The sequence below is a fragment of the Amycolatopsis pigmentata genome (assembly GCF_042684065.1).
GTDB classification, from domain to species: Bacteria; Actinomycetota; Actinomycetes; order Mycobacteriales; family Pseudonocardiaceae; genus Amycolatopsis_E; species Amycolatopsis_E pigmentata.
This window is the reverse complement of sequence record NZ_JBHUKR010000007.1, coordinates 215,656-234,024: the sequence shown is the minus strand read 5'-3', so window position 1 is coordinate 234,024 and position 18,369 is coordinate 215,656. Positions and strand designations below refer to the sequence as shown.

At 68.3% G+C, this 18,369-nt stretch carries 14 protein-coding genes; 7 read left to right on the top strand and 7 right to left on the bottom strand.

Annotated features, from left to right (window positions below):
- Positions 1 to 65 precede the first annotated feature (65 nt).
- Complete coding sequence (locus tag ACFSXZ_RS14025) at positions 66 to 1,037, bottom strand: o-succinylbenzoate synthase (RefSeq protein ID WP_378265206.1); 972 nt, start codon at positions 1,035 to 1,037, stop codon at positions 66 to 68.
- Between the two features lie 104 nt (positions 1,038 to 1,141).
- On the opposite strand from ACFSXZ_RS14025, the gene ACFSXZ_RS14020 reads away from it, so the two are divergent.
- Entirely contained in the window at positions 1,142 to 1,714 is a 573-nt protein-coding gene (locus tag ACFSXZ_RS14020; RefSeq protein WP_378265204.1) for a type 1 glutamine amidotransferase domain-containing protein, read from the top strand.
- A gap of 311 nt (positions 1,715 to 2,025) precedes the next feature.
- On the opposite strand, the gene ACFSXZ_RS14015 is transcribed toward ACFSXZ_RS14020, so the two are convergent.
- The 4 genes from ACFSXZ_RS14015 to ACFSXZ_RS14000 all read right to left on the bottom strand — a co-directional run bounded on the left by ACFSXZ_RS14015 (position 2,026) and on the right by ACFSXZ_RS14000 (position 6,594).
- Entirely contained in the window at positions 2,026 to 2,865 is an 840-nt protein-coding gene (locus ACFSXZ_RS14015; protein ID WP_378266451.1) for a DUF72 domain-containing protein, read from the bottom strand.
- A 78-nt stretch (positions 2,866 to 2,943) separates the two neighbouring features.
- Positions 2,944 to 3,723: a DUF4253 domain-containing protein gene (locus ACFSXZ_RS14010; protein ID WP_378265202.1), complete on the bottom strand. Its 780-nt coding sequence runs from the start codon at positions 3,721 to 3,723 to the stop codon at positions 2,944 to 2,946.
- A 111-nt stretch (positions 3,724 to 3,834) separates the two neighbouring features.
- Entirely contained in the window at positions 3,835 to 5,472 is a 1,638-nt protein-coding gene (locus ACFSXZ_RS14005) for a DNA repair helicase XPB (RefSeq protein ID WP_378265200.1), read from the bottom strand.
- Positions 5,473 to 5,628: 156 nt separating this feature from the next.
- Positions 5,629 to 6,594 (bottom strand): ABC transporter substrate-binding protein, encoded by a 966-nt coding sequence (locus ACFSXZ_RS14000; protein WP_378265198.1) that lies wholly within the window; start codon positions 6,592 to 6,594, stop codon positions 5,629 to 5,631.
- Between the two features lie 299 nt (positions 6,595 to 6,893).
- Between ACFSXZ_RS14000 and ACFSXZ_RS13995 the strand changes: the two genes are divergently transcribed.
- The 4 genes from ACFSXZ_RS13995 (at position 6,894) to ACFSXZ_RS13980 (ending at position 12,138) form a co-directional block, all read left to right on the top strand.
- Complete coding sequence (locus ACFSXZ_RS13995) at positions 6,894 to 9,356, top strand: sensor histidine kinase (protein WP_378266450.1); 2,463 nt, start codon at positions 6,894 to 6,896, stop codon at positions 9,354 to 9,356.
- Between the two features lie 237 nt (positions 9,357 to 9,593).
- Positions 9,594 to 10,619, top strand: coding sequence for an ABC transporter substrate-binding protein (locus tag ACFSXZ_RS13990; RefSeq protein WP_378265196.1), 1,026 nt, complete (start codon positions 9,594 to 9,596; stop codon positions 10,617 to 10,619).
- A complete protein-coding gene (locus ACFSXZ_RS13985) occupies positions 10,616 to 11,371 on the top strand; it encodes an ABC transporter permease (RefSeq protein ID WP_378265194.1) in 756 nt (251 codons plus the stop codon). The genes ACFSXZ_RS13990 and ACFSXZ_RS13985 overlap by 4 nt, the downstream gene beginning before the upstream one ends.
- Positions 11,368 to 12,138 (top strand): ABC transporter permease, encoded by a 771-nt coding sequence (locus ACFSXZ_RS13980; RefSeq protein WP_378265192.1) that lies wholly within the window; start codon positions 11,368 to 11,370, stop codon positions 12,136 to 12,138. Before ACFSXZ_RS13985 ends, ACFSXZ_RS13980 begins: the two co-directional genes overlap by 4 nt.
- 20 nt (positions 12,139 to 12,158) lie before the next feature.
- Here the strand turns inward: ACFSXZ_RS13980 and mdlC are convergent, their stop codons facing one another.
- Both mdlC and ACFSXZ_RS13970 read right to left on the bottom strand, forming a co-directional pair.
- Entirely contained in the window at positions 12,159 to 13,736 is a 1,578-nt protein-coding gene (mdlC, locus tag ACFSXZ_RS13975; protein WP_378265190.1) for a benzoylformate decarboxylase, read from the bottom strand.
- Between the two features lie 127 nt (positions 13,737 to 13,863).
- Positions 13,864 to 14,664 carry an ABC transporter ATP-binding protein gene (locus ACFSXZ_RS13970; protein WP_378266449.1) on the bottom strand — a complete coding sequence of 267 codons (801 nt, stop codon included), beginning with the start codon at positions 14,662 to 14,664 and terminating at the stop codon, positions 13,864 to 13,866.
- Positions 14,665 to 14,974: 310 nt separating this feature from the next.
- On the opposite strand from ACFSXZ_RS13970, the gene ACFSXZ_RS13965 reads away from it, so the two are divergent.
- Both ACFSXZ_RS13965 and ACFSXZ_RS13960 read left to right on the top strand, forming a co-directional pair.
- Entirely contained in the window at positions 14,975 to 17,863 is a 2,889-nt protein-coding gene (locus ACFSXZ_RS13965) for a sensor histidine kinase (RefSeq protein ID WP_378265188.1), read from the top strand.
- A complete protein-coding gene (locus ACFSXZ_RS13960) occupies positions 17,860 to 18,312 on the top strand; it encodes a roadblock/LC7 domain-containing protein (RefSeq protein ID WP_378265186.1) in 453 nt (150 codons plus the stop codon). Before ACFSXZ_RS13965 ends, ACFSXZ_RS13960 begins: the two co-directional genes overlap by 4 nt.
- The last annotated feature ends 57 nt before the right edge of the window (positions 18,313 to 18,369 follow it).

The following is an 18,369-nucleotide window of genomic DNA, read 5'->3' as shown; positions in this document are numbered from 1 at the left end:
GCCGGACGAAAAGCGTGTCCGGCCGCGTGCAGCGGCCTCCGGCGGAGGGCTTGTGCTGTGGACGGTCACCGTTGCGCCTCCGGCCGAGCGAACGCTCCTTGCTCACAAACCCGGCGGACTCGGGCGAGCCTGTCCTCCCAGGCGAGCCGGGTCCGCTCGTCCGCCGTCACGGCGGCGGCGAGGTCGGGTTCCGGCGCGGTGCGCGGGACGGGCAGGTGCCCGTCCACCGGTGACAGTGACGAGCTGGTGACGTCCGTGGTCAGCAGTGACATCGTGCCCAGGCCGCAGGCGAACTCCAGCGAGGGAAGCGCCCCGGCCAGGGCCAGCCCGGCGGCCAGTCCCACGCTCGTTTCGACCGCGGAGGACACCACGCACGGCAGCCCGCACGCCTCGGCGACCGCGAGTGCCCGCCGCACCCCGCCCAGCGGCGCCACCTTGATCACCGCGATGTCCGCGGCGCCGGCCACCGCCACCTTCAGCGGGTCGTCCGCCCGGCGGATCGATTCGTCCGCCGCGATCCGCACGTCCACCCGCCGTCGCACGGACGCCAGCTCCGCCAGGGAAGGACACGGTTGCTCGACGTATTCGAGCCCGCCCGCCGCCCGGTCGAGTTCACCGATCGCCCGCACCGCCGTGTCCACGTCCCAGGCCATGTTCGCGTCCACCCGGATCGCCCCGCCGTCACCCAGCGCCGAGCGCACCGCGGCGACCCGTTCGCAGTCGTCCACAAGGGACGATCCCGGGTCGGCGACCTTCACCTTGGCGGTGTGGCAACCGGAGGCCGCGACCAGTTCGTGCGCGCGTTCCGGCGAAACCACCGGCACGGTCGTGTTGACCGCCACCCGGTCCCGCACGGGTTCCGGCCAGCCGTGTTCGCTCGCCTCGACCGCCGCCGCCAGCCACGGCGCGCTCTCCTCGTCCGAGTAGTCGGCGAACGGACAGAACTCACCCCAGCCCGCCGCGCCGCGCAACAGCACCCCTTCCCGGACGGTGATGCCGCGGAACCGGTTGTGCAGGGGAACGGCGTAGACGATCACGCCCCGAGCATAGGCCGCGGGTGGGGGATGCCGGGTGTTTCGTGGCGGCCGGATCGGGATACCACCTGGGGGAAGGGATTTCCGCGGAGGAAAGGAGGGCGCTTGTGAGTGAGAGCTTGAACGGCAAGCGTGTGGCGTTCATGGTGGCGCCTGAAGGCGTGGAGCAGGTCGAGCTGACCGAGCCGTGGAAGGCCGTGCGGGACGCGGGTGGCCGGCCGGAGCTGGTGTCCACCCAGTCGGGTGAGATCCAGGCCTTCAATCACCTGGACAAGGCCGAGACCTTCCCGGTCGACAAGGTGGTGGAGGACGTTTCGGCGGACGACTACGACGCCCTGGTCCTGCCCGGCGGAGTGGCCAACCCGGACTTTCTGCGGACGAAGCCGAAGGCGGTGCAGTTCGCCCGCGAGTTCTTCTCGCAGCAGAAGCCCGTCGCCGCGATTTGTCACGCGCCGTGGACGCTGATCGAGGCGGACGTGGTGCGCGGCCGCCGCATGACGTCCTGGCCGAGTCTGCAGACGGACCTTCGCAATGCCGGTGCCGAATGGGTCGACGAGCAGGTGGTCGTCGACAGCGGTTTCGTGACCAGCCGGAAGCCAGACGACCTGTCGGCGTTCTGCGGCAAGTTGGTGGAAGAGATCGCCGAAGGCAAGCACCGCGCGCAAGCCAAGAGCGCCTAGTCTAGGCGGTGTTGTCCAAGGCGCGCGATCGGATTTGCGGAGACGGGCCGTGGCTCTCGAAGCACCGTCACTTTCCGCAGGCAGGCGCCCCGCCTCCGAAAATCCGAAGCCTTCGGCGCTCGCGCGCGCCTACTCACCTCATGCGCCAACACGGACTTATGAGACACGCGCTAGGTAGGCCCATAGCGGCCGCCGACCTTTGTGCCTGAGGCCGACGGCGGCCGGACCGACGAGCCGGTGTACGGAAGCGAACCGTGCGCCGGCTTCTTTCTGCATACCGACGACGCCAGGTGGGCCGCACCGAACAGTCCTTATGGGACCGAACTACGAGGGTCGCGTTTCTTGTCAGGGGAACCCGACACCTTCTCGGCCAAGGAGATGGCGTCCGCGGGCGCTCGTACCTTGATGTCGTTGTCGAAGTAGACGTAGACGTCCCGGCCTGCGCGGGCCCATTTCCGGATCTTGTGCGCCCAACGGCCCAAGGCCTCGTCGCCGTAGCCGCTGGCGTACAGCTCCACATCACCGTGCAGGCGCACATACATGAACCCCGCGGTGACTTCCTCCAGAGCGACCCAGGTGCCCGCCGAATCCGAGACGACCAGCGCGATGTCGTTGTCCCGCAACAGTTTCGCGCAATCCGGCGTGGAAAAGCTGGGGTGGCGGACTTCCAGGGCGTGGCGCAAGGGCCGGTTGGGCCCGGGCTCGGTGAAGGCGTCTCCTTTGAGCTTTTCGTCATGCTTCGTGGCGAGAGCCGCGGCCGCGTTCGTCGTTCTCGGCAGTAGTTCGAAGAAGGCCGCAAGGCGCTCGGGTTCGAAGGAGAAGCTCGGTGGGAGCTGCCACAGGATCGGGCCGAGCTTGTGGCCCAGCGCAAGGACACCGGAGGCGAGGAAGTTCGCCAACGGGATCTCGACCCCGCGCAGCCGTTTCATGTGCGTGATGAACCGTCCGCCCTTGACGGCGAACACGAAATCCTCCGGCGTCTCCTCGAACCAGGCCCGATACCGCTCGGGACGTTGGAGCGAGTAGAACGAGCCGTTGATTTCGGCCGAGTTCATCTGCCGCGAGAGGTACTCCAGCTCGCGGCGCTGGGCCAGCCCACGCGGATAAAAAACGCCGCGCCAGCCCGGATACCGCCAGCCGGAGGTGCCGATCCTGACCTCGGAGATGCGACCACCGCCCCAGTCCGTATTTCTCAGGCGTGTGGCCGGATTTCCCGGAGGGCGCCTCACTTAATCCCATGAGAACCGCCAGTGCCGGCGGTGCACCAGCCCTGCCGCGTACTCGCGCAGGTTGCCGGGCTGACCGGAGAAGCTCCGTACGCTGAACGACCGGTGTTCCGCGGCCAGCGGCAGCGCCCTGCCCTGGATCCGGGGCGGCGCCGCGACGGAGAGTTCGAGTTCGTCGAAACCCAGCACGATCAGCGTCGCCCCGAACCGGTCTTCCCAGCTTCGCAGCACCGCGGAGATCGCCGCAACCTGATCGGTGGACTTGATCATCCCCGTCCAGCCCAGGGCGGCCGGGACGTCGGCGGGGCGCTCCACCGGCACCAGCCCGAGCCGGTAGGTACCCCGGCTCGCGAGGACGGAACCGGTGTTCCCCGCCTCGGCGTGCGGATCAACCCGAAGGGGTGATTTCCGCGCCAGGCCGGGGAAATCCCTGCCGTACGGACGCAGACAGCCGACGCCGCCGGTGCAGCAGAACGGATCCCACCACTGGGCCAGGGTGGTGGCGACGTCCACCGCGTCGATCCGGTGCGCCGCGGAGGCCAGCCGTTCGCGGTCGTCGAGCCAGTCCTCACCGTTCGCCGCGAAGCGCGGGTCCCGCGGGATGAGCACGGGCCACAGCCCGCCTGCCCCGGACCCGGTGGCGGCATCGAACTCGGTGACGCACTGCCGGTAACGGGCGGGTTCCTCCAGCGGCGCGTCGGAGACCCAGATGGCGCCGTGCCAACGGCCGGCGGGCAGGTCCAGGCCCGGCGGTGTCCGGTGCGGAGAAACGGTGACGGTCATCGGTACCCCTCGCGCTAGGTGTTCGCCAACGAGTCCGAACACTAGTTCGAGGGTACGACATTTTTGGAACGCCGCTTGCGGTGACGAACCCCGGGGGGAGAGCCGAACGGGTCAGAGGTAGGTGTCGGCGTCCCGGATGGTGTAGGCGTAGCCCTGTTCGGCCAGGAAGCGCTGGCGGTGCCCGGCGTATTCGGTGTCCAGGGTGTCGCGCGCGACGATCGAGTAGAAATGCGCTTGACGACCGTCGCCCTTCGGGCGGAGCAGGCGGCCGAGCCGTTGCGCCTCCTCCTGGCGGGAGCCGAACGTGCCCGACACCTGGATGGCCACCGACGCCTCCGGCAGGTCGATCGAGAAGTTGGCCACTTTGGACACCACCAGCCGGGTGAGCTCGCCGCGGCGGAACGCGTCGAACAGTTTCTCCCGCTCGGAATTACGCGTGGCGCCCTGGATCACCGGCGCGTCCAGTTCGGCGCCCAGTTGCTCCAGCTGTTCCAGGTAGGCCCCGATGACCAGGGTCGGCTCACCGACGTGTCTGTCCACAATGGACTTCACGATCGCGGTCTTGGTCCTGGCCGTGGAGGCCAGCTTGTACTTCTCGTCGGACTCGGCCGTCGCGTACCGCAGGCGCTCGTCGTCGCTGAGCGTGACGCGGACTTCGACGCACTCGGCGGGCGCGATCCATCCTTGCGCCTCGATGTCGCGCCATGGCACGTCGAAACGCTTCGGGCCGATCAGCGAGAACACGTCGCCTTCGCGCCCGTCCTCGCGGACCAGTGTCGCGGTGAGCCCGAGCCTGCGGCGGGACTGCAGATCGGCCGTCATCCGGAACACCGGCGCGGGCAGCAGGTGCACCTCGTCGTAGACCACGAGGCCCCAGTCGCGGGAGTCGAACAGCTCCAGGTGCCGGTACTCGCCCTTCGACTTGCGGGTCATCACCTGATACGTGGCGATGGTGACCGGGCGGATCTCCTTCTTCTCACCGGAGTACTCACCGATCTCGTCCTCGGTGAGCGAAGTGCGCGCGACCAGCTCCCGCTTCCACTGGCGGCCGGCCACCGTGTTGGTGACCAGGATCAGCGTGGTGGCCTGAGCGCGCGCCATCGCGGCCGCCCCGACCAGTGTCTTGCCCGCGCCGCACGGCAGCACCACGACGCCCGAGCCACCGGCCCAGAAGGCCTCCGCGGCCTGGCGCTGGTACTCCCGCAACGACCAGCCGTTCTCTTCCAGCGAGATCGGGTGCGCCTCACCGTCGACATAACCCGCGAGGTCCTCGGCGGGCCAGCCGACCTTCAGCAGCGCCTGCTTGAGCCGTCCCCGCTCGGAGGGGTGCACCAGGACGGTGTCGTCGTCGATGCGCGCGCCGAGCATCGGGCCGATCTTCTTGTTGCGCAGCACCTCTTCCAGGACCGCGCGATCGGTGGTGGACATCACCAGGCCGTGCGCGGGGTGATTGGCGATCTGCAGCCGTCCGAACCGCGCCATGGTGTCGACGATGTCGATCAGCAACGGCTGTGGGACCGGGAAGCGTGAATACCGTGTGAGGGCGTCGACTACCTGCTCCGCGTCGTGGCCCGCGGCCCGCGCGTTCCACAGGGCCAGCGGGGTCACCCGGTAGGTGTGCACATGCTCCGGAGCCCGTTCCAGTTCGGCGAACGGTGCGATCGCGATCCTGGCGTCGTCCGACAGCGCATGCTCGACCTCGAGCAGGACGGTCTTGTCGGACTGGACGATCAGCGGGCCATCGGTCACCACTCCTTTATACGGCCATCGGGCGCGTCGGACCCCCGCCGGGCCGAAGCGTGTGGCCCGCGCCTCGCTGAGAGCCGTCACCGGATGCCGTGGGAGCCGTCACATCCCAGTGGCCGGCTGAATGTCCTTTGTGGACCTACGCGGCCCGTGCCGCGATCAGAAAGTGTCGTCCTTCGGCAGCAGGGACACCACGTCGAGCCGGGAGGACAGCATCCCGGACGTCCGCATGAGGTCGGCGACGCGTTGCAGCCGGACTCCGTTGAGCGAGATCGGGTACTGGCCCAGGGCCACGAGGTCGGCGGTCGCCTCGTCGATTCCGGCCAGGCGGGGCAACGCCTGCCGGATCACCGTCGGATCGGCGGCCCGCTGCTGCGCGCGGGCCAGTACCGAGCGGAAGAGTGCCAGTGTGCGCGGGTTGGCCTCGGCGAAGATTCCGGTGGCCGCGTAGGCGGTCATCGGCAGGTTCATGGTCGCGCCGCGTGACGAATCGGCCAGCACGCGGGCGCCCAGGTTCTGCTGTGCCTGGGTGATGAATGATTCGATCATCAGCGCGGCGTCGACGGATTTGTCGCGCAGGGCCGTGGGCATCGAAGCGTACGGATACCGGACAAATTTGATCTTGGCTGGATCGCCGCCCGCCGTGGTGAACATCGACCGCACCGCGAGTGCGCCCAGGTCGTCGAGTTCGTCCACGGCGATTTTCGGCGTCTTCTTGTCGGCCAGGTTGGTGTAGGTCGAACTGGGCAGTGTCATCAGGGACATCGTGAACGGCGTCGACGTGTAGGCCTCGGCCTGGAGCCGGAGCGCGGTGCCGGACGCGGCCGCCTTGAACATCGCCACATCTGTGGCGAAGGCCACATCGAGGTTTCCCCGGGCGAGTCCGTCGAGGCCGGCCGCCGGGGTCGGTTCCTCGACGAGGTCGACGTGGAGGCCTGCACGGGTGAACGAACCGTCCTCCACCGCGAGCCGAAGTGGCGCGGTGTCGATCGGATTGCCCACTCCGACGCGGAGTGTGGTTCGTTCGGGAATGATCTGTTCACTCGATCGTGGCTTCGCCAGGAAATTGTTGCAAGCGGTAATCAAACACAGGGCCGCGACCAGTGTGATCGCGACCCGTCGCATTGCCGCCCCCCGCCGATGAACCGAATTACCCAACTTGGGTGGAGCTTAGAATCCCGTTGCCCATACCATCGCTGAGGGACCGCACCTGGAGTAGATGACTCGGTGGCCCATGCCACGATTCAGCTCCTTCTCTAGTAGGTTAACGGGTCCCTGCCGGTGACGATGCGTATCCGGCGAGCGGGGGCGACACGGAAGGGCGGGGAGATGCCGGGCACCACGTGACGTGGCCCCGAGCAGTCCTGCGCGGAGAACCAGGCGGCCGCGCGTACCGCCGCAGAGCAGAAGAGAAGGACGACGAGTTGGCCCGTCAGCGCGAGCAACCCGGTGGCGCTGATGCCGTGGACCGCCGACCCGATGCCCGGCTGGGCGGTCGCTGGCGCCTGAAGAACTGGCGTCTGCGCACCAAGCTGATCGTCGTCCTGCTCATTCCCACGATCACCGTGCTCGCGTTGATCGGCCTGAGGGTGCGGCAGGACCTGGGGCAGGCGGAGGGACTGGCCGAACTCGCCGCGCACGGACGGGTCGACGACAAGGTCAACACGGTTGTCCACGAACTCCAGCGCGAACGCGACCTCACGGTACGGTTCGTCGCCCACAACCGGCAGGGCGACCTCGGTGAGCTGCGGGACCAGCGCTCCCGGGTCGACGCGGCGATCGGCGAGTTCGGCAAGGAACTCGACGCCGATCGTGCCCGCCTGTCCCCGGGCGGCGCGGCCGGCCTGCAGGACACGATGGCCAGGATGAACGTCCTCACCGGTCTTCGGTACTCGGGCGAGCATTCGAACCTGCCCGCGGGCGCCGTGCTCCGTTCCTACAGCGAGCTGATCTCCGGCGTGCTCGATCTCTCCGACCAGGCCGTCGCGGAAATCCCCGACACCGAACTGGCCCGCCTCCGGCTCGCGGCGAACGCGCTGGCTCGGGTCAAGGACCAGATGTCGATCAAGCGCGCCCTGCTCGCGCAGGCGCTCGAACAGCATCAGCTCGGCGGCGACGTGCTGCGCTCGCTGCTCGGTGCCGACGCCGAGCTGACCGCGGCCCGCGGCGACTACCGGAAGTTCGCCGGGCCCGCCGAGCAGCGCATGTACGACGACACCGTGATCGGGCTGCTCGTCGACCAGGGCAACACGATCTTCGAGTCGGCGATCACCCGGGCGCAGAACGGGCAGAGCCTGAGTGGTCTCGACGCCCAGCAGTGGGACACCGCCGCCACCTACACCATCAACCTCGCCTTCCGCGTCCAGCAGGCACTGCAGGCGGAGTCCCAGCAGCGATGCGACGCGCTGGCCACGGACGCCCGCCGCGCGGCGATCACCGACACCGGGATCGTGTTCGGGGTGCTGCTGCTGTGCGCGGTGCTGGCGGTGATCATCGCGCGGTCGCTGCTGCGGCCCATGCGGCTGCTGCGCCGGAGCGCCCTGGAGGTCGCCGAGCATCGTCTGCCCGCCGCGGTCGAAGGCATCCTCGCCGACCCGAATCCGGAGGCCGCGGCGCGACGGCCGGTCGCCCCGGTCCCGGTGTTCACGCGCGAGGAACTCGGGCAGGTCGCGCGCGCGTTCGACGTCGTGCACAGCGAAGCCGTGCGACTCGCCGGCGATCAGGCCCTGTTGCGGGAGAACGTCCACGCGATGTTCGTCAACCTGTCCCGCCGCAGCCAGGACCTCGTCGAGCGGCAGCTCGCGGTGCTGGACCGGATGGAGGCCGGCGAGCAGGACCCGGAAACGCTCGGCGGACTATTCGAACTCGACCACCTGGCCACCCGGATGCGGCGCAACAGCGAGAACCTGTTGGTGCTGGCCGGACAGGAACCGGCACAGGCGCCCGCCGACCCGGCGGCCGCGGAGGAGATCATCGGCGCGGCGCTGTCGGAGGTCGAGCACTACCAGCGCATCGAGCTTTCCCCGGCGCCGGAACTGGCGGTACGCGGTGAAGCCTGCGGTGACCTGGTGCATGTGATCTCCGAACTGCTGGAGAACGCGACCCTGTATTCGCCGCCGTCGACCACGGTGACGGTGGTCAGTTCGATCGCGGCGGACGGCGCGTGGGAAGTGCACATCACCGACTCCGGCGCCGGTATGCCCGACCCGGAGATCACGCGTGCCAACGCCCGGCTGGCGGACCCGCCCGCGGTGGACGTGGAGGCGTCCCGGCGAATGGGGTTGTTCGTGGTGGCCACTTTGGCGCGGCGTAACGATATAGAGGTCACCCTGAGCGCGGCGCCGACCGGCGGGCTGGAGGCGACCGTCGTGGTGCCCGCCGATCTGCTCGTCCCGCTGCCCGAGGCGCCGGCCCCGCCGCCGCCCGCCGAACCCGCCCCGGAGCCCGAACTTCCCGAGCCCGAGCCAAGACCCGAGGAAACCCTCGCGTTGCCGGCGATCCCGGAGTCGACGCGGCGGGCGCCGGTGGTCGAACACGAGGCACCGACGCCGGAATGGCCGGACACCGACGACGACGTACGGCGGCATCCGTTGGAGGACGACGAGCCGACCGAACGCCTGCCGGCCTACCAGGAAGTGCTGACCCAGTGGTTCCACCCCGGGGCGCAGTCGCAGGCGGGAGACGAACCGCAAGCGGAGGACGCGGTCGAGCCCGAGTGGCCGCAGGAGGACGCCGAATCCGCCGAAGGGCCTAACGGAACGCGCGGACCCAAACACGCCGCGGTCGATCCGCCCACATTGCGGTTGGAGCCGGATGCGGTGCGTGGGCGCATGAGCCGTTTGCAGGACGGCGTTTCCCGGGCGCGCGACGCACGTACGGGAAAGTAGGTAGGCGCCCGGCGTCTCGCCTGGTCAAGCGGGTGTGAAACGCGTCTCCCGACCTGCTTCCCGGTGCGCGGAAAGTAGTGCATTCGGACCTTGTTTTTCGTCTCAGCGCTGATATGTTTCGCCCGTCCGATCATGGTGAGTCTTTCACCCATCCACTCGGGGACGGTTGACGGTTACTACCTACGGTAGTCAACCTCCAGCGAGGATTGTTGGAACGCCGCTAGGAGAGCGTTTTCTATGAGCATGAACGTCACGGCCACCACACGCCGTGCCTTCGTCCGGCTGGCACTGGGGACGGCGGTGGCCGGCCCGCTTGCCGCCTCGGCCGGATGCAGCGTGCTGAACGGTTCGAGCGGGAGTACCTCCTCCGGAGGCACTTCGGCCGCAGGGCTGGAAAAGAGCAAGATCACAATCGGCGTCCTGCAGAGCATCGGCAGCACGCCGGCCCGGCTCGCGGAGAAGGCAGGCTATTTCGCCAAGCAGGGACTGGAGGTCACGCTCAAGTCGTATGCCGCCAGCCAGCAGCCGGTCACCTTGTTACAGAGCGGTGAAATCGACTTCGCCGTCACCAACTACGTGTCTTTCTTCCAGGGCGTGGCCCAGAAGACGCTCGACGCCAAGATCGTCGTCGACTCCAACACCGCCAACGAGACCTCCGAGGCGCTGATGGCCAAGCCGGAGGCCGGGATTCTCACCCCGCGTGACCTCGTCGGCAAGAGGGTCGCCATCCACCAGGCGGGCTCGACCGTCGAGTTGATGCTCCGGGCGACGTTGAAGGACAACGACGTCGACCCGAACAGCGTGCACTACGTGCCGGTGACGTTCCCGAACATGCCGGCCGCCATCGCCAGCGGCCAGATCGACGCCGGGACCGAGGTCGAGCCCTATCTCACGCTCGGTGAGCAGAAGCAGGGTCTCCAGCCGGTTCTGAAGATCGTCAGCGGGTCCACCGCGAACATGCCGATTACTGGTTACATCGCGATGTCCAAGTTCATCGACGAGCACCCGAAGACGGTGGCCGCGTTCCAGCGGGCGATGATTCCCGCCCAGGCCGACAGTGCGGACCGAGCCAAGCTCTCGGACGTATTGCCTGAGATGGCCGGTGTCGACAAGGCCACCGCGGCGCTGCTCAACCTCGACACCTTCCCCACTTCGCTCAACCCCACGCAGATGCAGCGGATCATCACGTTGATGCAGAATTACGGGGGCTTATCCGTGCCCCTCGACGCCACGAAGTACATCGTTCCTACGCCGAAGGTATGATCGGCAGGAGTGTCGCCGGGTTGGCCGGCTTCCTCGCGCTATGGGAAGTGGCCGGCCGATCCGGCGTGGTGAAGGCCGGCGTGCTGCCGCCCGCGTCGGTGGTACTGGTGCGGTTCATGGCTCTGTTCACCGATCGGGAGTTCATCACCGAGGCGGCTTCGACCATCGTGTCGTGGCCCATCGCACTCGCGCTGGCTTCGGCGATCGCCATCCCGCTCGGCATGGTGCTCGGGAGGTTTAGACCACTGCGGCTGAGTATCGGCCCGGTCGTCGAATTCCTCCGGCCGTTGCCCACCGTGGCGCTGATTCCGTTGGTGACCCTGGTTCTCGGTGGCGGTGCGCAGACCAAGATCGCGCTGGCGGTGTTCGCCTCGGTGTGGCCGATCCTGTTCAACACCATGTACGCGGTCGGGGAGATCGACCGGCAACTGCTGGAGACCGCCCGGGCGTTCCGGGTCGGACCGATGAGGCTGGCGTCCGGGGTGATATTGCCCGCGGTGGCACCGTTCGCGCTGACCGGCATCCGGCTGTCCGCGGCGGTGGCCCTGATCGTGCTGGTGAGCACCGAGTACTACACATCGAGCGTCGGCATCGGTCACTTCGTTTCTCACTGGGGGACGACTTCGCTGCGCATGGACCTCGTGCTCGCCAGCGTCGTCTTCGTCGGCTTGGCCGGCTATCTGGTGAACACGGGATTGCTGGCCGCACAACGGCGATGGATGGGCTGGGCGGCGACGGGAGGTGCGATATGAACTGGCGGTCTTTCGCCCGTCGCTGGCTGGTGCTCGTCGTGTTCGTGTTGCTCTGGCAACTGGCCACGACGATCGCCGACGACCCGTACTTTCCTTCTCCGCTAAAGATTCTGGGCACCGCGGGGCATGCGTGGTTCGGCGACGGCGCGTTCACCTCCGATGTGCTGCCGAGCCTCGGACGGTTGCTTCTCGGCTGGGCGATCGCGGTGCTCGCGGGAGTGCCTGCCGGACTGGCGCTGGGCCGCTCGCCGGTCGTCACCGCCTACTTCTCCCCGATGTTGTTTTTCTTCCGATCCGTTCCCGCGACACTGCTCACGCCGATTTTCCTGGTGGTGTTCGGGCTCGGGTCGCGCATGGAAGTCGTCATGGTGCTGTGGGGCGCCCTTTGGCCAATCCTGCTCAACACCATCGATGGCGCACGGTCGATCGACGACGTGAAGGTCGAGACCTCGCAAGCGTTCGGGATCCGTGGCAGGCGCTGGGTTCTCGGCGTCATCCTGCCCACGGCTGCGCCGAAGGTGTTCGCCGGGATGCGGTTGGCGTTGTCGGTCTCGATCATCCTGATGGTCTTTGCGGAGCTGGTGGGCAGCACCAGCGGCATCGGATTCCGGCTGATCAACGCGCAGGGTTCGTTCCTGCTGCCCGAGATGTGGGCTTGGATCGTGCTGGTGAGCGTGCTCGGTTACCTGCTGAACTTCGTACTCGCCCAGGCCGAACGGCGAGCGCTGGACTGGCATCCCGGTTTCCGGGCAGGCCTTGGTGAGTAACGCCGGTCTCCACCACTCGTTCAGGCCGCGACCAGAACGTGCAGCACGGTCGGCACCGGTGAGGTGAGGGCCGAAACCAGGTTGCTCCTCAGCTCGTCCGGAGTTTCCACCCGGTGCCCGTGGCAGCCCATGCCATGCGCCAGCGCGGTGAAGTCCAGGCCACCCAGTTCGATGCCGGGTACCTTGTCGGCTCCGGCGCGGGCGACGTGGTTGCGCACGGCCGCGTACCCGCCGTTGTCCAGGACGATGAACACGATCGCGGTCTGCTCACGCGCGGCGGTCCACAGCGCCTGGATGCTGTACATGCTCGCCCCGTCTCCGACCACCGCGACGACCGGCCGCGCGGGCTCGGCGAGCGCCGCGCCGACTGCGGCAGGCAGCCCGTATCCGAGCACACCGCTGGACATCGTGAGAAAGCCGCGTGGCGGGCTGATCGGCAACTGTGCCTGCAGGTCACGCCGGTGGGTGGGCGCCTCCTCGACGAGGAGAGCGTTTTCCGGCAGGAATTCACCGAGCGTCCGGTAGACGAACGCGGCGGACATCAGCCGGCCGGGCACGGGTTCCGCGGCCGGTGGCGTGGGTCGTCGTGGTGCCGGGACGGCGCGCTCGGTGTTGTGGACGAGGGTGGCCAGCCCCTCGGCGGCCTTCCCTGGCGTGGCCAGGACTGCCGTCGCGTAGGGCGCCCTGGCGAGCACCTGCGGGTCGTCGCTGATCACCGAGAGCGCGGGCAGCGCGGGCACGTCCTCTCCGGAAACGACGTGGTAGGTGAACGCCGGAGCACCCAGCACCAGGACGAAGTCGTGGTCGGCCAGCGCCTCCGCGACCCCGGCGCGGTTCGGCGGCAGGAAACCGGCGAACAGCGGATCGGTCTCGGGGAAGGTGCCACGTGCCGCGAACGGCGCGGTCCAGACCGAAGCGCGGGTCTTCTTGGCGAGTTCGACGACGGCGGGCACCGCGTGGTCGGCGTCGACGGCGGCACCGACCACGAAGGCGGGGTTCTCGCTGGCATCCAGCGTCGCCGCGACCGTCGCCAGGGCCTCCGGGTCGGGTGCGTACGGGGCGATCGGCGGCCCGGCCTGAGGAACCGGCGCGGGGCGGTTCCAGTCGTCGGCGGGAATGGACAGGAACACCGGGCCGCGGGGCGGCTGCGTGGCCAGATGGTAGGCACGCGCGAACGCCGCGGGCACGTTCTCCGCCCGCGCGGGCTGGCTGCTCCACTTGACGTAGGGACGCGGGAACGCCGCCGGATCGAGTGCGCCGAGGAACGGGTCTTCGGCCAGCAGCGACCGCGACTGCTGGCCCGCGATCACGATCAGGGGCGCGCGGTTGTGGTACGCGGTGACCAGACTGCCCATCCCGTGCCCGGTACCACCGGCCGAATGCAGGTTCACCACGGTCGCGTTCCCGGTGCCCTGGGCGAAGGCATCGGCCATCGCCACCACTACCGACTCCTGCAGCCCGAGTACGTACCGGAAGTCGTCCGGCCAGTTCGTCAGGAAGCCCACCTCGGTGCTGCCGGGGTTGCCGAACACCGTGGTGAGTTTCCACTCACGCATCAGGGTCCGTACCGCGTCCCGGACCGTCGTCTCCTTCGTCACCGCGTGCCGTCTCCGCCTCTCACGGGTTCCTGAACGGAAGGAATGAACGATTACTACCGAACTGCTGAAGTGCTTGCCGCTTATATCGTCGCTGGACAAGCGGATATTGCGGGATGCTCGGTATCGATCATGTTGCGGAGCGCTCGGCCAGCTCCCACTCCGCGACATCGGCGGCTGCCTCGGGTGCCGGGCTCCGCAGCAGACGCGCGACGTTGCCGCGCAGCGCGACGAATCGGGCCGACTCGCGAGTGGTGATCTGGTCGCGTTCGGCCGGAAGGTCCACCGGCAGGTCGGCGACGATGGACGCCGGCGACGAGGACAGGACGAGCACCCGGTCGGACAAGTAAACGCTTTCATCGATGTCGTGCGTGACCAGCAATACAGTGCTGCCCTGCTCCCGTTGCACCCGGCGCAGCAGATCCTCCAACTCGAACCGGGTCTGCGCGTCGACCGAGGCGAACGGCTCGTCCATCAGGAGCAGTGCGGGCCTGCGGGCCAGCGCCCTGGCGATGGAAACCCGTTGCTGCATTCCGCCGGACAGTTGCCAAGGAAACTTACGCGCGGCATCGCCCAGTCCGACCGCTTCGAGCGCTTCCAGGGCACGCGCGCGCCGTTCGCGACGGCGTAGCCGCGACCGCAGCGGGAACTCGACGTTGCTCGCTACGGAGAGCCAGGGGAACAAGGACCGGCTGTAGTCCTGGAACACCACGGCAAGGTCTTCGGGCACGCCGGTCACCGGGTCGCCGTGCAATTGCACGGTTCCCGAACTGGGACGGATCAGCCCGGCCACACAACGCAGCAGGGTCGACTTTCCGCAACCCGACGGCCCGACTATGCACACCAGCTGCCCGGCATCGACGGTGAAAGACACATCGCGGACGGCTTGGTGGCCGCCGAAGCGGTGGTCGAGATGCTGGACTTCGAGCATGGTCGGCAAGGTCGTCTCCTCGTAGACTCGACAAAAGTGACGCAGGTCACCCAACCTGATCTCGGTGGCCGTGGGGCGTACTGAGAGTATTTAAGGCGGGTCGCAGCGATAGCGTTAAGACCGGCTGGGATGTCAGGCAGTGGTAGTCATCTGCCCGTATCCCCAGGAAGGGTTACATCTTCACGGCCTGTTCGCTACCCTCTGCACCTGCAAACCAGGTAAACCGAATGCTGGCGGGAGCGAGGGTGGTACTCCGGTGCCCAAAGATCAAACCCCAGGGGTAGCGGGCACTCCTTCCTCGGGCTCCAGGATGAATTTACGCAACTGGCGGTTGCGTTCCAAGCTCGCGGTCGTGCTCGCCATCCCCACCCTGACCGCGCTCGTCTTGGGCGGATTGAGCGCCCAGGACAAGCTGAGCGAGGCGAAGGCCTTCGATCGCACCACGGCGCAGGTGGACTTCGCCGGCAAGGTGAACGAGGTCGTGCACCAGCTCCAGAGTGAGCGGGCGTTGTCCGTCACCAAGATCATCGTGCCGAACGAGAGCAGGGTCCAGACCGCACTCAACGAGCAGATCGCGACGGTCGACGACGCCGTCGCCGCGCTGCGCGACAACGAGGCGAAGCTCGATGTCACCGACCCGGCCAGCAAGCAGCGGTACGACCAGGGCTTGGAGCGGCTGGAGGCGCTGACGCCGTTGCGCGCGGCCGTGAAGGCGTCGCCGTACTCCGAGTTCGACGCGCTGAACGCGTATACGTCGGTCATCGACTCGCTGGTTCAACTCGGCCGCGAAGTCACCTCCGCGGTGTCCGACCGGGACGTGGTCCGGGAGGGCACCACGCTCCAGGCGGTCAGTGAGTCCAAGGAATTCACCTCTCGCGAGGACACCGCGCTGGTGGTCGCCGCGATGCGCAACGGGTTCACCTCGATCCTGCTCGACCAGATCCGGGCGGCCCAGTTCAGTGCGCAGGCGGCGTTGGACCTGTTCCGTGCCAACGCGACCCCGGCGCAGGTCCAGGCGTTCACCGACACGGTGAGCGGGCCCGACGTCGACGGCCGTGCCCGGTTTGCCGCGACCGCGCTCGCCCGCGCCGCGAACAACCACGCGCCGGACATCAACGCGCTCGATTTGGCCGCGGCCAGCGGTCAAACCGTCAACAAGCTGCACGCCGTCGAGACCGCGCTGATCAACGATCTGCATGCCCGGTCGGTCGAGCTCGCCGACGCGGCCACCAGCGCCGCCTGGCGAGACTCCGCGATCGTGCTCGCGGCCCTGCTCCTCGCGATGATCCTCAGCGTCTTCGTCGCCCGCCTGATGCTCAAGCCGCTGCGGACACTCCAGAACAGCGCGCTTGAAATCGCTTACACGCGCCTGCCGGAGGCCGTGAACAAGATCCTCGAGGACCCGGACCCGGTCGCGGCGTCGAAGAACGTGGTCACGCCGGTGCCGGTCACCACCCGCGAAGAGATCGGCGAGGTGGCCCGGTCCTTCGACGCGGTGCACGAGCAGGCCATCAAGATGGCCGCCGAACAGGCGTTGCTGCGGGAGAACGTCAACGGCATCTTCGTCAACCTGTCCCGGCGGTCGCAGCGGCTGGTCGAGCGCCAGCTCGGGGTCATCGACCGCCTGGAGGCCGACGAGCAGGATCCCGACCATCTCGCGAGCCTGTTCGAGCTGGACCACCTGGCGACGCGTCTGCGCCGCAACGGTGAAAGTCTCCTCGTGCTTTCCGGCGCGGGCCTGGCCAAGTCGGTGCCGAAGCCGGTTTCCGCCGCCGACGTGATCGGCGCGGCCGTGTCCGAGATCGAGCAGTACGCGCGGGTCGACGTCGGGGCCATCCCCGATGTGGCGGTGCGCGGGCTGACCGTGCACGACCTCGTGCACCTGCTGGCCGAACTGCTGGACAACGCGACCTACTTCTCCGAGCCGGAGACGAAGGTGAGCGTGCGTGCGGTGGTCACCAGACGCAAGGCGCTGGCCATCCAGATCACCGACCGCGGCGTCGGCATGTCCGAGGAGCAGATCTCCGAGGCCAACAAGCGCCTCGCCGACCCGCCGGACCTGGACGTTTCGGTGACCCGCCGAATGGGTCTGTACGTGGTCGCGCGACTGGCCCAGCGGCACGGCATCGATGTGCGGCTGCGGGAGAACGAGGACATCGAGGGCGGTGTGATCGCGCGGATCGTGGTGCCCGCCGAACTGCTCGGCGCGGTCGCCTCGGACGTCCCTCTGCCCGCGCCCCAGGCACTCAACGAAATCTCGTGGCCGTCCGCGGAGCCCCCCGTGGAAGAGGCGCCGCCCGAGGTGCCCGCCCAGCGCCCGCGTCCTCCGTCGGATGCCGAGCAGACCGCCGCCGGCGGGCTGCAGCCGCTGGACCGGCCGATCAGCCTGGACGACCTGGTCGCCGGATCGTCCAACGCGGCGTTCTTGAGCCAGGGCCGGACTGCCCCGCGCCAGACCCCGCGCCTGGAACGCCAGGAAACCTTCCGGGACAACGGCTTCGCGCAGCCGCCGGCGCAGTTCAACCCGCCGGAACTGCCGAAGCGGGAACCGGAGTACGTCCCGGTGCGGCCGCCGGAAAACCTGGAGCGACCGGCGTCGGAGTCTCTTCCGATCGACGAGGACGACATCCCGACCAAGCGTCTGCCGATCTACCAGTCGGTCGTGTCGCGCTGGTTCAACGCCGAAGGCGAGCCGGACCTGCTGGGAGAGTCGCGGCAGGCCCCCAGCCCGTCGTCCGAACCCGTTGCCGAGGAAACGCCGGAACAGGAACCGGAACAAGCGGAGCCGCAAGCGGAGCCAGCGGAGCCGGCCGTGGAGGAGGCGGTCACCGAAGCAGCCGAGGAATTGTCCTGGCACAGCGTCGCGGACGAGGGCTGGCAGGCAGCGCGGGCGTTGCTGGACAAGAAGAGCGAGGAAGTCACGCCGGCGGGGTTGCCCAAGCGAGTCCCGAACGCCTATCTCGTGCCGGGCTCGGTCTCGGTGCCCGAGCCCGGTTCGTTCGTCGACAAGACCGCCGGCAAGCCCGGACAGAGCGCCATCGCGCGTTCGGCGACCGCAGCGCGTGACCGTATGGTGAGTTTCCAGCGTGGTTACACCTCCGGCCGGCACGCCTTACGTGACGGCACTGGGGAAAACAGCTTCTCGGCCGGTGGGCAGAACTTCCCCTCGTCCGGGAGAGCAGTAAGGAGTGACGAGTGACACGGGCGGGTTCTCAGAAACAGGGCGGCGGCAAGCCGACTCCCGCGCAGAACGGTTTCGCTTGGCTGATCACGGACTTCGTGCACCGGGTGCCCGGCGCCGCGCATGCCGTGGTGGTCTCCGCGGACGGGCTGCTCCTGGCCTCCTCGCGCGGGCTGCCCAAGGACAGAGCCGATCAGCTCGCGGCGGTGGCTTCCGGGCTGACCAGCCTGGCGCGCGGCGCGGCGAAGGTGTTCGAGGGCGGCCCGGTCGCGCAGACCGTCGTCGAGATGGCCAACGGCTTCCTGTTCCTGATGTCGGTTTCCGATGGCTCCTGCCTGGCGGTCCTCGGATCGCCGGACAGCGACATCGGTCTCGTCGTCTACGAAATGACGCTGCTGGTGGACCGGGTCGGTCAGACGATGACACCCGAGCTGCGGGCGCAGTTGCAGGGGGCGGCGCGCGGCTAGCGCGCCGGTCACGGGGACACCGAAGTGAACACGGGGCTGGGAAACATGGGCGGAGAA

Coding starts and splice junctions, on each gene's coding strand:
- ACFSXZ_RS13990 (WP_378265196.1), top strand. CDS start 9,594: ATGAGCATGAACGTCACGGCCACCACACGCCGTGCCTTCGTCCGGCTG.
- ACFSXZ_RS13970 (WP_378266449.1), bottom strand. CDS start 14,664: ATGCTCGAAGTCCAGCATCTCGACCACCGCTTCGGCGGCCACCAAGCC.
- ACFSXZ_RS13965 (WP_378265188.1), top strand. CDS start 14,975: ATGAATTTACGCAACTGGCGGTTGCGTTCCAAGCTCGCGGTCGTGCTC.
- ACFSXZ_RS14010 (WP_378265202.1), bottom strand. CDS start 3,723: ATGACCGTCACCGTTTCTCCGCACCGGACACCGCCGGGCCTGGACCTG.
- ACFSXZ_RS13980 (WP_378265192.1), top strand. CDS start 11,368: ATGAACTGGCGGTCTTTCGCCCGTCGCTGGCTGGTGCTCGTCGTGTTC.
- ACFSXZ_RS14000 (WP_378265198.1), bottom strand. CDS start 6,594: ATGCGACGGGTCGCGATCACACTGGTCGCGGCCCTGTGTTTGATTACC.
- ACFSXZ_RS13985 (WP_378265194.1), top strand. CDS start 10,616: ATGATCGGCAGGAGTGTCGCCGGGTTGGCCGGCTTCCTCGCGCTATGG.